The organism is Methanobrevibacter sp., assembly GCF_017409525.1.
In the GTDB taxonomy this organism is placed as follows: domain Archaea; phylum Methanobacteriota; class Methanobacteria; order Methanobacteriales; family Methanobacteriaceae; genus Methanocatella.
The window spans coordinates 17,946-32,382 of the sequence record NZ_JAFQSO010000007.1 but is presented as its reverse complement, the minus strand read 5'-3'; the positions used below and the strand labels follow the sequence as shown (position 1 = coordinate 32,382).

At 34.5% G+C, this 14,437-nt stretch carries 15 protein-coding genes; 8 read left to right on the top strand and 7 right to left on the bottom strand.

What is annotated here, in order from left to right; all coding sequences use genetic code 11:
- Positions 1-7 precede the first annotated feature (7 nt).
- The 5 genes from dapB to IJE64_RS03045 all read left to right on the top strand — a co-directional run bounded on the left by dapB (position 8) and on the right by IJE64_RS03045 (position 6,343).
- The gene (gene dapB, locus IJE64_RS03065) at positions 8-829 is read left to right on the top strand and encodes a 4-hydroxy-tetrahydrodipicolinate reductase (RefSeq protein WP_292781873.1); all 822 of its coding nucleotides are present in this window, start codon (positions 8-10) and stop codon (positions 827-829) included.
- Between the two features lie 9 nt (positions 830-838).
- Complete coding sequence (gene asd / locus IJE64_RS03060; RefSeq protein ID WP_292781871.1) at positions 839-1,888, top strand: aspartate-semialdehyde dehydrogenase; 1,050 nt, start codon at positions 839-841, stop codon at positions 1,886-1,888.
- Positions 1,889-2,118: 230 nt separating this feature from the next.
- Positions 2,119-3,267, top strand: coding sequence for a glycosyl transferase (locus IJE64_RS03055; RefSeq protein WP_292781869.1), 1,149 nt, complete (start codon positions 2,119-2,121; stop codon positions 3,265-3,267).
- A gap of 417 nt (positions 3,268-3,684) precedes the next feature.
- Positions 3,685-5,298 (top strand): thermosome subunit alpha, encoded by a 1,614-nt coding sequence (gene thsA, locus IJE64_RS03050; RefSeq protein WP_292781867.1) that lies wholly within the window; start codon positions 3,685-3,687, stop codon positions 5,296-5,298.
- Between the two features lie 43 nt (positions 5,299-5,341).
- Positions 5,342-6,343 carry an adenosylcobinamide amidohydrolase gene (locus IJE64_RS03045; protein ID WP_292781865.1) on the top strand — a complete coding sequence of 334 codons (1,002 nt, stop codon included), beginning with the start codon at positions 5,342-5,344 and terminating at the stop codon, positions 6,341-6,343.
- A 315-nt stretch (positions 6,344-6,658) separates the two neighbouring features.
- Here IJE64_RS03045 and xseB read toward each other — a convergent pair whose 3' ends face one another.
- Entirely contained in the window at positions 6,659-6,874 is a 216-nt protein-coding gene (gene xseB, locus IJE64_RS03040) for an exodeoxyribonuclease VII small subunit (protein WP_292781862.1), read from the bottom strand.
- Positions 6,875-8,128: an exodeoxyribonuclease VII large subunit gene (gene xseA, locus IJE64_RS03035; protein ID WP_292781859.1), complete on the bottom strand. Its 1,254-nt coding sequence runs from the start codon at positions 8,126-8,128 to the stop codon at positions 6,875-6,877. It lies immediately after the preceding gene.
- A gap of 193 nt (positions 8,129-8,321) precedes the next feature.
- Here xseA and IJE64_RS03030 point away from each other — a divergent pair, with 193 nt between their 5' ends.
- Genes IJE64_RS03030 through pyrE form a run of 3 tightly spaced genes read left to right on the top strand, consistent with a single transcriptional unit; the run spans position 8,322 to position 11,770 of the window.
- Positions 8,322-10,964 (top strand): PEP/pyruvate-binding domain-containing protein, encoded by a 2,643-nt coding sequence (locus tag IJE64_RS03030; RefSeq protein ID WP_292781856.1) that lies wholly within the window; start codon positions 8,322-8,324, stop codon positions 10,962-10,964.
- Between the two features lie 38 nt (positions 10,965-11,002).
- Positions 11,003-11,233 carry a PRC-barrel domain-containing protein gene (locus IJE64_RS03025; RefSeq protein ID WP_292781853.1) on the top strand — a complete coding sequence of 77 codons (231 nt, stop codon included), beginning with the start codon at positions 11,003-11,005 and terminating at the stop codon, positions 11,231-11,233.
- Between the two features lie 9 nt (positions 11,234-11,242).
- Positions 11,243-11,770 carry an orotate phosphoribosyltransferase gene (pyrE, locus tag IJE64_RS03020; protein ID WP_292781850.1) on the top strand — a complete coding sequence of 176 codons (528 nt, stop codon included), beginning with the start codon at positions 11,243-11,245 and terminating at the stop codon, positions 11,768-11,770.
- Between the two features lie 27 nt (positions 11,771-11,797).
- Here pyrE and IJE64_RS03015 read toward each other — a convergent pair whose 3' ends face one another.
- The 5 genes from IJE64_RS03015 to IJE64_RS02995 are packed head-to-tail and all read right to left on the bottom strand — an operon-like array spanning position 11,798 to position 14,395.
- Entirely contained in the window at positions 11,798-12,304 is a 507-nt protein-coding gene (locus tag IJE64_RS03015; RefSeq protein WP_292781847.1) for a molybdenum cofactor biosynthesis protein B, read from the bottom strand.
- An 11-nt stretch (positions 12,305-12,315) separates the two neighbouring features.
- Entirely contained in the window at positions 12,316-12,633 is a 318-nt protein-coding gene (locus tag IJE64_RS03010) for a winged helix-turn-helix domain-containing protein (protein WP_292781844.1), read from the bottom strand.
- A gap of 7 nt (positions 12,634-12,640) precedes the next feature.
- Positions 12,641-13,438: a winged helix-turn-helix domain-containing protein gene (locus IJE64_RS03005; RefSeq protein WP_292781842.1), complete on the bottom strand. Its 798-nt coding sequence runs from the start codon at positions 13,436-13,438 to the stop codon at positions 12,641-12,643.
- Entirely contained in the window at positions 13,435-14,226 is a 792-nt protein-coding gene (locus IJE64_RS03000; protein ID WP_292781839.1) for a winged helix-turn-helix domain-containing protein, read from the bottom strand. Before IJE64_RS03000 ends, IJE64_RS03005 begins: the two co-directional genes overlap by 4 nt.
- Complete coding sequence (locus IJE64_RS02995; RefSeq protein ID WP_292781836.1) at positions 14,216-14,395, bottom strand: hypothetical protein; 180 nt, start codon at positions 14,393-14,395, stop codon at positions 14,216-14,218. Before IJE64_RS02995 ends, IJE64_RS03000 begins: the two co-directional genes overlap by 11 nt.
- Positions 14,396-14,437: the final 42 nt, after the last annotated feature.

The window sequence follows — 14,437 nt, the reverse complement described above, 5'->3', positions numbered from 1 at the left end:
TATTATTATGATTAAAGTAGCAGTCACTGGAGCTGCAGGTAGAATGGGCTCTGGTATTATTAGAAAAATTACAGAACAAGACGACATGGAAGTAGTTGCAGCTATTGAAATGCCAAACACTCCTCTTGCGGGTAAAGACGCCGGTCTTCAGGCCGGAATTGATGAACTTGGCGTTGAAATTGTTGGATCTGAAGATTTGGAAAAGGCTTTAAAAGCTTCCGGTGCTGATGTATTGGTTGATTTCACAATCGCTCATGCCGCAGTTGACACCATCAAAGTGGCTACCTCATGTGGCGTAGGTGTTGTTGTTGGAACTACTGGATTTAGCGATGATCAGATGGCGGAAAACATTAAAAACGTTAAAGACAATAATGTCCCTGCGGTAATTTCATCAAACATGTCTATTGGAGTTAATGTATTTTTCAATACTTTAAAGAAATTAGCTCCGCTTTTATACGATTATGATATTGAGATTATTGAAGCTCATCACAATCAGAAAAAGGATGCTCCATCAGGAACTGCCATGACTGCTTTTGAAGTAATAGCTGAAGAGCTTGGCCGTGATACTGATGAAGTTGGAGTCTACGGTAGACAAGGATTGGTTGGTAAAAGAACTCCTGATGAAATCGGTGTTCATGCAATCCGTGGTGGAGACATTGTTGGAGACCACACCGTAATGTTTGTCGGTGATGGTGAAAGATTGGAAGTTAAACACCAGGCCCATACTAGGGAAGTATTTATTGCTGGTGTAATTAGAGCTATTAGATACATTCCATCTGCTGAAAAAGGTATTGTAAGTAGTATGAATGATGTTTTAGGATTAGAATAGGTGAGTTATATGGTAAATGTTGGAGTACTCGGTGCAACTGGGATGGTAGGTCAAAGATTTATCCAATTACTTGAAAACCATCCGGATTTTGAAATTACAGCTTTAGCAGCGTCTTCTCGTTCTGCTGGAAAAAGATATGAGGATGCTACAACTTGGTATATGAATGAAGAGATGCCAGAATCCGTTAAGGATATTAAGGTTGTAGAAACTAATCCCGATGCAATGGATAACGATGTGGATATTGTATTTTCATCTCTCCCAGCTGATTTCGCTCTAAAAGTCGAAAAAGATTTCGCTAAAGAGTATGTTGTTGCAAGTAATGCTAGCGCACATAGGATGAAGAAAAATATTCCATTGGTGATTCCTGAAGTCAATCCTAAGTGTTTAGACATGATTGATGCTCAACAAAAGGAAAATAATTGGGATGGATTCATTGTCACCAACCCTAACTGTTCAACTATTGCTTTAGCTTTGACATTGAAACCATTAGTGGATAATTTTGATTTAAAATCTGTTAGAGTTTCAACCATGCAAGCTGTGTCTGGTGCAGGTTATAATGGCGTTCCATCAATGGCTATTGTGGATAATCTTGTTCCATATATTGGTCAGGAAGAAGAAAAAATGGAAACTGAATCCCTCTATCTGTTAGGTTCTTTTGATGGGACTGATGTAATTGATGCAGATTTCAGTTTAAGTGCATCATGTCATAGGGTGCCTGTAATTGATGGTCATACTGAAGCGGTATTTGTGGAGTTAGATGATGACTTTGACATTGCGGATGTTAAAGATAGTATGGTAAATTTCAAAGGATTGCCACAAGAATTAAATTTGTATTCTGCTCCTGAAAATCCAGTCATTGTCAAAGAAGAAGATGACCGTCCTCAACCAAGAATGGACAGAAATGCAGGTAATGGTATGGCTGTTACTGTTGGTAGGTTGAGAAAGGACCAAGCATTTGATAATAGTTTTAAATATGTTCTTGTTGGACATAATACTATTCGTGGAGCTGCAGGAGCTTCAATATTGAATGCTGAATTAATTAATGATAAAATACTCTAATTTTATCAATTTATTTTTCTTATTTTTTTTAATTTTTTTTGTTTTTTCTATCTTTTTTCTTATTGTTTTTATTTTCATTTTTAGGATAGTTTAAGGGTTTAATTTAAATAGTATAAAATAAATAATTTATAGCAAGGAATTATATTGTACAATATATCGGAGTTTTCAAATTCATAAATATACAATAATTTGAATACGATATTGGGATAAAATTTAAACTAAGGGATAGAATGGAAATAGGAATTGATGCTGAAAAAGATACTCTACAATCTTTAATTCGGTCTTGCCTATTAGAGCTTAATAAGTTAAAATTAGATTTAACTGAACTTGAAGTGGAGCGATGTAACGATAACACTCCCCAAAGGATTCGAGAACTCGAAAAAGACATTGTAGATAAAGAAAAAGAAGTTTCTGTTATTAAATTCAAAGCAGAAGATGAAATAAATCTTCTAAAAAGACAATTAGAGGAAAAGGACAGTTTAATCAAAAATCAAGAGGATAGAATCTACGAACTGGATTATGTTAATAATTCCCTTGATGAAATTAAAGAATATTTTGCTGATCAATTAAGAGAATATAAGAAAAAGGAATTGGCAGATGTCAACGAAAGATTAAACGAATCCTATAAAAGTGTCGCTGAGAGAGATGCTCAAATCAATGTGCTTTCAAGAACCATCGATGATTATAAAATCAAAGTAATCAAATTGGAAAATAATGTCGAGTCTAAAACTCAAATTATGGAGCTTGAAAAACAAATTGAGCTTAAGAATAATGAACTTGTTTTAAAAGATAATGAGATATCTCAAAGAGACACTCAGATTGATGTTTTAAGAGAACAGACTATTCCTAAAGAAGAGTATTTGGATCTTCAAAATCAGTTCGAAGCAAAAATCAATGAAATGAACAGTGAGATTACCAATCTAAAAGAACAAACTATCCCTAAAGAAGATTATAATAATCTCCAGACCCAATTCGAAACTGAAATGGTTAATTTGGATAATCAAATTAATACTCTAAAAGAACAGACTATCCCTAAAGATGAATACATTTCCCTTCAAAATAGATTGGAAAATGAATTGGCATCAAAAAATACTCAAATTGAATATTTACAACAGAAAACTGTCCCTCGTGAAGAATTCCTTTCCCTTCAATCCGAATTCAATTCAAAAGAAAATGAACTTAGATATTTAAAACAGCAAACTATCCCTCGTGAAGAATATCTTAACCTTCAAAATGAATTGAATAGGAAAAATGACAAAATTAAAAGATTGGAAGAAATTAATGCTTTCTTTAATGAACTTCAAGATGAACAAGAAGCTTATGATACTATTGAAAGGACACCACCTTTCAGATTAGAGAAAAAACAACAACGTAGGTAATCTTACCTACATTCAATTCCTTTAATGGGGTTATTCTGAGTCTATATTTTGAGATTAATTTCTCAAAAACTTTTTTTATTTTTAATTTTTTTCCAGTGCATCTATATATCATCATCAATCTTATTATTTTTTTAGTTTGCTTTTAATATAATGTAAGTTTCCAATGATAATTTCGATGTTTTAATTTTATTCCACTAATATAATCAAGTGAAAATGCCATTATTGTGATGGTTTTTTCAGCCCCTCTTCTCGGTAATTTCTTTTTCTTACTTTAATTTACTTTATACCATAAAGTATTTATATAACCTTAAACTCATGTAATAAGTAGAAAGGTTTAGTCAACACTATAACTTATTTTCTCATGTTGATATTATAAACTGATCTAATTATTTGAAAATTAAAAAAAGGTGATTATTAATGGCACAAGGACAACCAATTTTTATTTTACCGGAAGGTACTAACAGGTCTGTCGGAAGAGATGCACAAAGAAATAACATTTTAGCTGGTAAAGTATTAGCTGAAACTGTAAGAACTACTTTAGGTCCTAAAGGAATGGACAAAATGTTAGTCGACGGACTTGGTGACATTGTTGTAACTAATGACGGAGTTACAATCTTAAAAGAAATGGATATTGAACACCCAGCAGCAAAAATGCTTGTAGAAGTGGCAAAAACCCAAGAAGACGAAGTCGGAGACGGAACCACCACTGCAGTAATTATCGCTGGTGAATTATTGAAAAAATCCGAAACATTACTTGACTCTGACATTCACCCAACCATCATAGCTATGGGATACAGAAAAGCAGCTGAAAAAGCACAAGAAATCTTAGATGAAATCGCAATCGAAGATGTTGATTCTGAAGTATTATTGAAAGTAGCTATGACTGCTATGACTGGAAAAGGAACCGAAGCAGCACGTGAACCATTAGCAAAATTAATCGTTGATGCTGTAGAAGCAGTAGCAGATGATGATGGTGTAGACATCGACAACATTAAAATCGAGAAAAAAGATGGAGCTGTTGTTGAAGAATCCAACTTAGTTGAAGGTGTAATCGTAGACAAAGAAAGAGTACACCCAGGCATGCCATCTGAAATCAAAGATGCTAAAATCGCATTAATCAACACTCCATTAGAAGTTAAAGAAACTGAAATGGATGCTGAAATCACTATCACTGACCCTGCTCAAATGCAAGCTTTCATCGAACAAGAAGAAAAAATGGTCAAAGACATGGTGGATAAAATTGTCGGTGCTGGCGCAAACGTATTGTTCGCACAAAAAGGTATTGATGACTTAGCACAACATTACTTATCCAAAGCTGGTGTTTTAGCTGTAAGAAGAGTTAAAAAATCTGACATTCAAAAATTATCCAGAGCTACTGGAGCAAACGTCATCACTAACTTAGATGACTTAACTGAAGAAGATTTAGGTATTGCTGGAGTTGTAGAAGAAAGAAAAATCTCCGGTGAAGACATGATCTTTGTTGAAGAATGCAGCGGTGCAAAATCAGTAACCTTATTCGTAAGAGGCAGTACCAAACACATCGTGGATGAAATCGTAAGAGCAATCGAAGACGCTATCGGTGTAGTTGCAGCTACTGTAGAAGACGACAAAGTCGTTGCTGGTGGAGGAGCTCCTGAAATTGCAATGGCTAAAAAACTCAAAGACTACGCAGAATCTATTTCTGGAAGAGAACAATTAGCTGTAAACGCATTTGCAGAAGCTTTAGAAATCGTACCAAAAACCTTAGCTGAAAACGCAGGTTTAGACAGCATTGACTCCTTGGTAGATTTAAGAGCAGCACAAGAAGACTCTTTCTACATGGGATTAGATGTATTCTCTGGTGAAGTTGCAGACATGAAAGAAGCTGGTGTAATCGAACCTAAACGTGTCAAAAAACAAGCTATCCAATCTGCATCTGAAGCAGCTGAAATGATTTTAAGAATTGATGATGTAATTGCATCTACTAAAGGCCCTGAAGACATGGGTATGGACCCTGCTGCAATGGGCGGAGGAATGCCTCCAATGATGTAAATATAAAGAAATTTTTATAATTTCTTTTCTTTTTTTTATTTTTATGAAAGACAGACTCTTTTTTATAACTTCACTAAATGATGAAGTATATTACTTGAAGGACACTATTTTTGTTAAGTTTAATGTTAAACGCAATGGAATCTCCACTTCCAAACTAAATGGAGGATTCTCTTCAAATTTCAAAAGCGTTTTCAATCATCATTTGTCACAGGAAAACATTGATTATCTGGAAAATCATGATGTCGGCGATTATTTAAATCAGCTATGCTGGTCATTAAATATTGACTCAAACTACACCACCGGTTTGATTACTCTTGCCAAGATGAATCATGCAAGTATTGTAACCAAAACCTACAGAAATCTGGAGGTTGTGGCCATTACGACTGCAGGAGTCAGGACCAATGCAGTAAAAGCAGGCGATCCAGCATCATTTTTTGAAGAAAATGGGAAATTCGGAACAATAAATACGATTATTCTAATCAATGCTAATTTAGGTCATGAAACGTTGCTTGAAGCATTCATGACCGCTACCGAAGCAAAAACGGTCGCATTAAACGACTTAAAAATTCCATCACAGTATTCCAACGGTTATGCAACAGGGACAGGAACAGATGGGTTATGCGTTTTTTCTAATTTGGAATCTGATGATGCATTAACGAATGCAGGCAAGCATTCAAAATTAGGTGAGCTGATAGCCGGTGCAGTAATCGAATCAGTAAAGAAGGCAATTAAAAAGCAGGTTTGGATCTCTTCCAGGTCACAATCAAATGTTCTGGTCAGGTTGAATAGATTCACTTTAGACATTAATGAGTTTTATGATAATCTGGATTATGATAAAGAGGAATTCATTAAGCTATTGCAGAAGGACATGAAAAAACAGGATAATGTTGCTATTGCCACTTCTGTTCTGAATTTGATTGATGAGGTTGATTGCGGCTTGATTAAAAAGGAAAATGCTCTGGTTTTAGCAAATAGAATTGTCAAGAATTGCAAAAGTTTTCCGATTAGAAAGTTATTGGAATATTGGATAAGCTATTTTGATTGATTCAGAATATTCTATTATTATGGGACCATTTAATCAGATTCGATAGAATTTGCGGAAAAATTCATTAATAATATAATTTAAATATTCCTTTCAATATAATAAGTATTAATTATCATTAGGGAGGATAATAATATGAGCGATATATTTTGGATTTGCATAACAATCATTGCCTGTGTTGCAATTATTTCCGGGGCATGGTCAAGGAAAAATAAATAGTCTACATTACATTGGGCGGTTAGGTGAAGTAATATAGTATTCAATTACCTATCCATTCTGGAATATTATTATATTAGGTTAAACAATCGCCTATTTTGTTTATTTGACATTAAAGTCTTCTATTTCCCCATTGTCCTGAACGATTTTAGCAATTGATTCTTCTGCAGTTGATAATTTCTGATTGCATACCTTGACTAATTGCATTGCTTTTTCGAATTCATCAATTGCATCATCCAATGGCACATCGCCGTTTTCTAATTTCTTCACAATTTCTTCTAATCTTTCTAAGCTTTCTTCAAAACTTAAGTTTTCCATTCATATCACCCTGGTGTTTATTGTTCCGTCATCAAATTCAACGTCAAGTTCATCTCCGGATTTCACATCTTTTGCTGAAGATATTACTTTTCCTTCTATTTTTGTTAGAGTATATCCTCTTTTCAATGTTAAAAGAGGATTTAGAACTTCTAATTTGTTAATGTTTTTCAAATATGCTTCTTTTTTTATTCTAAGTATCTCTTCTGGATTTTTTAGGATATTTTTATTCTCGAGCCGGAACAGTTTATTCCTGTTTTCCAATATTATTTTTTTAGAGGTAAACTCTAGCTTATTTACAATAGTGTCTAGATTCATCCCTTTTATCTCATAAATCGATTCGGGATTTTTGAATATTTGCTTTTGAGAAATATTATCTAATTTCATTCTGTTTTGACTAATCATGTCACCAATATTTTTATTTAATCTATCGGTTAATTGATTCAATTTCAATTCAACTTCCCTAATGTCAGGCACGGCAATTGCTGCAGCTCCTGTTGGGGTAGGTGCTCTTTTGTCCGCTACAAAATCGGCTATTGTATGGTCGACTTCGTGTCCCACTGCACTTATTGTCGGAATTCTGCAGTCATAAATTGCCCTTGCAACGATTTCCTCATTAAATGGCCATAAATCTTCTATGCTTCCTCCTCCACGTCCAACAATGAGGGTATTGATGTCATATTGTTGTGCATGTTTTATTTGTCGTACAATTTGGGGCGCTGCCTGATTTCCCTGAACAAGTGTTGAAAAGACCAGTATTTCACAATATGGATATCTATTTTTGATTGTTGTTATTATGTCCCTTATTGCAGCTCCGGTTTCTGCCGTAACGACTCCAATCTTTTTGGGATATTTTGGTATTTCCTTTTTGTGCTCATCGTCAAACAAGCCTTCTTTTTGGAGATTATTCTTTAATTTCTCATAAGCTTCGTATAGTGCCCCGATTCCGTCTTCAGTAATTCGGGCGGCGTATAATTGGTATTTTCCATTTTTTTCGTAAACTTCTACTTTACCTTTGACGATTACTTTCATGCCATCTTTAGGTTCGAAGTTCAGGAATCTCCTCATGCCTTTGAACATCACTGCCGAGATTTGAGAGGACTCGTCTTTTAGTGTGAAATAGATATGTCCGCTTCTATAGATGTTGATATTGGATATCTCGCCTTTCACATGAATGTTTTTCAGTTCAGGGTCATATTTCAGCTTTTTGTTGATGTAGGCATTGACTTGAGATACGGTTAAGTATTCTGCTTCCATATGTTCACCTTTAAATTATGATGTTAGTATGTTGTTTGTATTAAATACAATTTTTCATTTTGAATGCCATAATGCCTCGGAAGTCATTTTGCCGACGTTTTAAATGTTATTCACTATATTTATATATTTAATTGAATATATTTTCAAAATAGAACTTAAATTTGACTTAAATCTGAATAAATGAGGAATTTTTATGGCGGCTTTTGAAAGAATAAAATCAGGTATCGATGAGTTGGACGAAACTTTGGACAACATTCGCTTAGGGGATAATGTTGTTTGGCAAGTTTCTAACTTAACGGAATTTTCCTATTTCGTAAACCCCTATGTAAAACAGGCACTTGAAGATAACAGAAATCTTATTTACATCAACTTCGGTCAGCACGAACCATTAATCCCAATGACTGATGATGACCTTGCGGAACTTGAAAAGGAGCGAGAAAATCCTGAAAGCGAATTTGCAATGATTGAGCGAAACGGGATTAAAATTTATAAAGTCGACCCGATGGAACAGTTTGAATCATTTACCCTGGAAGTCCACAATATTATCACCAAAGAAGGTTTTGATGCATTTTACGTTTTCGATTGTCTTTCCGATTTGCAGTCTGCATGGTCAACAGATCTAATGATGGGCAATTTCTTCAGAGTAACATGTCCTTATTTATTCATACTGGATACGGTAGCATTTTTCCCGGTCATTCGTGGAAAACATTCCTTTGAAGCAATTGCAAAAATAAGGGAAACCACCCAACTGTTCCTCGATATCTACTCTAACAAGTCAGATGTTTATATACATCCCCTAAAAGTCTGGAACAGATATTCGCAGACAATGTTTTTAGGCCATAAATACAATCCTGAAACTGGCGAAGTCACAACATTAACGGATGGAATGGAAGTTTCCAAATTCTATCAGGTAATCAATTCCACTTCCGCTTATCACAACGAGCAGAATACCGACAGTTGGGAGAGATTCTTCACTGCAACCGAATTGTTGCATCAAAATGGGGTTGATGTTTCAGATAAGTGCGATTTGATGTGCTCCATGATGATGGCGAAGGATGACAAGGTAGCCCAAAAGATCAAGCAGTACTTTGATTATGAGGATTACATCAGCATATATAATCGTTTGGTTGGAAGCGGAATGATTGGAGGTAAAGCTTGCGGTATGCTTTTGGCCCGTAAAATCATCGAAAAGGACCGCCCGGATTTATACGCATACTTTGAACCGGATGATTCATTTTACATAGGTTCTGATTTGTTTTACACATACATTGTTTCAAATGATTTGTGGAATATTCGCGTAAAGCAAAGGACTAAAGAGGGTTACTATGAGGCAGGCCGTGAGCTGGAAGAAGGCCTAAAAAATGGAACTTTCCCGGATGACATTAAAAATGAATTCAGACGTGTTCTGGATTACTTTGGACAAAGTCCAATCATCGTCCGTTCAAGTAGTCTTTTGGAAGACGGTTTCGGAAATGCATTTGCAGGAAAATATGAATCAGTATTCTGCGTAAATAGAGGGTCCCTGGATGAGAGACTTGAGGCATTTGAAGAGGCTGTAAAAACCGTTTATGCAAGTACAATGAACATTTCTGCATTGGAATACCGTTCATTGAATGATCTGGACGATTGTGATGAACAGATGGGGCTTTTGGTTCAGAGGGTTTCAGGTTCCTATTATGAAGATTATTTCTTCCCAACAATAGCTGGCGTCGGATTCTCATACAGCCCATATTCTCCACAGCCTGATATGGGGCATAACGGAGGAATGCTTAGGCTTGTAATGGGGCTTGGTACAAAAGCGGTTGATAGAACTCAAAATGATTATCCAAGAATTATCAATCTGGATAGGCCTCATGCAATCGACCATCCTGACGTTGCCGAGCGCCACAAATACTCCCAACATTCATTGGATGTCTTGGATTTAAAGGAGATTTCTCTACATGAAATCCCAGTGGAGGAAGGTCTGGAAGTCCTCCCAAGATATGCAAAACGCCCTGTAATAGAACATGATACCGAAGCCGAAAGAAGATTTAGGGAAAGAGGTAAAAGAAGGGAAATAGTATTTGTAAACTGTAATGGTATTGTAAACAATGACGATTTCATCTTGATGATGAAGGATTTGCTTAAGACTCTGGAAAATGCTTATGATTATCCTGTTGATGTGGAATATACGGTCAATATTGGTGCGGACAAGTCATTTGTTGTCAATCTACTTCAGTGCAGGCCGCTGCAGATTTCAACAACAAAAGAAGTCATTGAAATACCTGAGGATGTTGGGGAAACTTATTTCCACATTAAGAAGGCATCCATGGGAAGGTCAAGAAAGGAAAAGATTGACACATTGGTCTATGTCGATTCACACAAGTATTATGAATATCCATATGCTAAAAAAAGCTTGATTGCAAGGATAATCGGTGAGATAAACGGATATTGCAAGGAAAACGAAAGAAATTCAATGCTGATTGTTCCTGGAAGGATAGGCACCTCTTCACCAGAGCTTGGAATTCCTGTTGTATTTGCAGAGATAAGTCAATTCAGAGCTATCCTTGAAGAGTCTTACAGTAAGGTTGGTTATGTCCCTGAATTGTCATTTGGAAGTCACATGTTCCAGGATTTAGTTGAAGCTGACATTTATTATGGAGCAATTTTTGAAAATGAGAAAAGAATAGCTTTCAATAAAGATTTAATAAATGATTATCCAAATAAATTGCTTGATATTAACGGCGAGCTCGATGAGGAAATATATGACATGATTAAAGTCGTCAATTTCGATGATGAGAATCTTGAATTTTACCATGACATGAAAAATGACGAAAGTAAATGTATTTTAACTTGATTATCAAATATAATATCATCAACATTATGTGTGATTTTATGAGAGTTAAAGATGAATTATTTGGTAAAGAAGTTTTGGATGCAGAAATTCAAATTGTTGGAAAAGTTTCTGATGTCATTTTGGATAGGGATACCTTTGAAATCACTGATTTAGTACTTAAGAAGACTGGATTCTCAGAACAAATTAAGTCCAGTGAAAATATGGTTCCAATGGAGCTTGTGAAAGTAATTGGGGATAAAATCTTGCTTAAAGGCGAAGACGATTTATAATTGATTTGTATGGTTTCTAAAGATTATTTAATAGATTTATTAAAGGAAAATGAAGTATTTCTTGAAGGCGATTTCACTTTATCTTCCGGAAAGAAAAGTAACTACTACATTAACATGAAAAAAGCCATAACAGAACCTGAAATTTTATCTGCAATTTCAAAGCTAATCACTGAAAAAATAGTAGATGATGAAATTGATAAAGTTGCAGGGCCTGCTTTAGGCGCAGTTCCAATAGCCACTGCCGTTTCACTTGAATCAAAACTTCCGTTATTGATGATACGCAAAGAAAAGAAAGGTTATGGTACATCTAAACTCATTGAAGGTGAGTTAAATGAAGGTGATGATGTAATCGTCGTTGAAGATGTTTCAACAACTGGAGGATCATTGCTTAAAGCCATTAAAGCTATCCAGGATAATGGCGGTAATGTAAAAAGAGCTTTTGTTGTTGTTGACAGGCAAGAAGGGGCTATTGAAGAGTTTGAAAAAGCAGGAATAAAACTAGAACCTTTGATTATTGTTAATGAATTTTTTGATTAAAAAAAAGAAAAAATGATGAAAGATTCATCATTTCTTTACATGATGGACTAAATGAGGCAGTTCCTCAATTATTAGTCCTAATGCTGTTTTAACGGCATTCGGTGATCCCGGCATTGAAAAAATGATGCTTTTTTTATAAGTTCCTGCTGTAGCTCTTGAAAGCAATGCTGCCGCACCAATTTCCTCATATGATTTTGCCCTGAATAGTTCACCAAACCCGTCCAACTTCTTTTCGAAAAGTGATTCAACAGTTTCAACAGTGATGTCACGGGATGCCAGTCCTGTTCCACCTGTTGTTAAAATTACATCAGTGCCGTCTTCAACCATGTTTTCGATGGCATTCAATAAATCTTCCTTTTCATCTGGGATTAGGTTTCTTGATTTTAGGGTGTAGCGTTTTTCGATTTCTTCAGATATGTATTTGCCGGATAAATCTAGTTTTTTAGATTTTCTACTGTCGCTTAAGGTTATTACTCCACATGTTATGTCTTTGGAAGATTCTTCTTGATGTTGAATTGATGTTTCACTTTTCATATTTTGACCTTTTATCTTTTTTCGAGGTGTTCCCTTATTATCATATATTCCTCCAGGTTTCTAATTAACTTGTCGCTCGGATGATAGGAATAGTAATTGTCGAACTTCTCTTCTACAATATATTTGTGCCTACAAGCAATCTCTAAATGGTATTTGATTGTTTTATAGTCTAAATTCAGAGCGTCTGCTAATTGATTAGCATTTGTAGGATTAACCAATAGTTCGTCAATTATCCGCATTGTAGTTCTACCGCCATTTCTAATTACAATCAGATTGTATAACTCTTTATCTTTTAACATAGTCAAATTTATTTTACTATTATTCTTCATTAACTAATCACCGTAGATATTGATTTATTATTGAAAATGCCCATTTTTTAGCATTCTCATCGGTTGCGATTAGTATTTGGGAATCATCATAATGCCCATCTTTGAAGAACAGTGTTAGGGATATGAATTCATCAGAGCATGTTAAGAATATCTTGAAATTATTTTCAAGGATTGTTATGGTCACTTGTTTATTTTCTAGCAACTCATTTTTGAATAATTCATTTTCACTGATTGAATTGTATATTTCTTCACTGACAATCAATTCTAATTTCTTCAGGCTACCTTCATTTAAAAGATTTACAATGTGTTTCAAATGGTTTTCAGAGTATATTGGAAGCAATATTTCTAATTTTTTTGCTTTTGAAATTAATTGGATGTATTTGTTAAAAGATATCGATAAGTCACTTGTTGTTGAGCTGATATATTCCGCATCTTTTAGAAGATAGATTTTCCTGATTGTTTCTTCAGGAATGTCGGACAAGTCATGATTGTTCCAAAATATTTCGCTTTTACTTAAGGAGTACCAATTTTCAATTAATTTTAACATATTAGTTGTCAAAAGGTATCCGTTTGAGGTTAATTCATAGTATTTTTGTGATTTGCGGACTAAATTGATCGTTTCTAATTCTTTTAGCCCGTGAAGTATTGTTGCTGAAGGTTTTTGCAATTCTGTTCTAAGCTCATCCAGATTCTTTGGAGCATTATATACGGCCAATAGCAATTTGGTTCTCATGCTGGATGTTAAAATATATTTCACGTCTTTAAATTCTTGATTTAGTTCTTTTTTGGTTTGAACGCTGGTCATCCTATCACCGTATTTTTCACATGTTTAAATAATTCTTTTGCCCATTTGCATGATTTTTTATCATCGGATATCAGAATCCTGTTCTGATCGAAACTGCCGTCGTTTTTAAATAGTCCCAAACTCATCTTATTATCGCAAATGGTTAGATATAAGTTTAAATCAGTTGTTACAGAGCATATTTTAAGTTTCCCGTTATTCGTAGCATCCTTTTTTAATTTTTCATTCATAGGCAATAATATTGCCTTGACAATTTCTTTTGGAATGATTAGTTCAACAGATCCTCCATTTTTCAATATCTTTTCAATTAATTTAGGATATTCCGGATGTAAATATGGAAATATTGCTTTAACCCGTTTGGAGTTCATCAATTGATGTTTTATGGTATTGTGGGTTTTGTAAATGTCCAATGGTGTTGTTTCAATTAGCTGTGAGTTTTTCAAATCATTGATGTTTCGTATAGAATCAATGCTCATTAGTTTCAAATCATGCTTGTCCCAAAAGGAATCGTAATTGTTGATGATTTCAATGCTTTTCTTGAAATCCATCAGTGTCTTAAAATATATTTTGGCCATAGGGTCGACATGGTATTTGGTTCCAACTTTTGTAATGTAGTTATTTTCTTCTAATTTTGTGATGTTGCTTGATACAGAGCTATAAGTAATTTTTGTGGTCTTCACAAGTCCTCGTACATTATTTGGGCGTTTGTTTAGTTCACTGAGAATTTTCAATCTGATTTCTGATTGTGCAAGAAATCGGATTTCATTGTCAATTTCATTGTCAATGTGCATTTTCACTTTCCTCCATTTTTTCTATTTTTATAAAAATTCTTGAAAAATCTAAGAATTTTCTGTAATAACACATTTTTTCATCTAAATTTAAATAGATTTTTCCAAACTTCTCCCAGATGTCTCCCAAACTTCTCCCAAGCTTATTCCAACCTTTTTTCAAAATTTCCATAAAATCATAATTTGAATTGCTAAGATTTATTAGTTTATACGA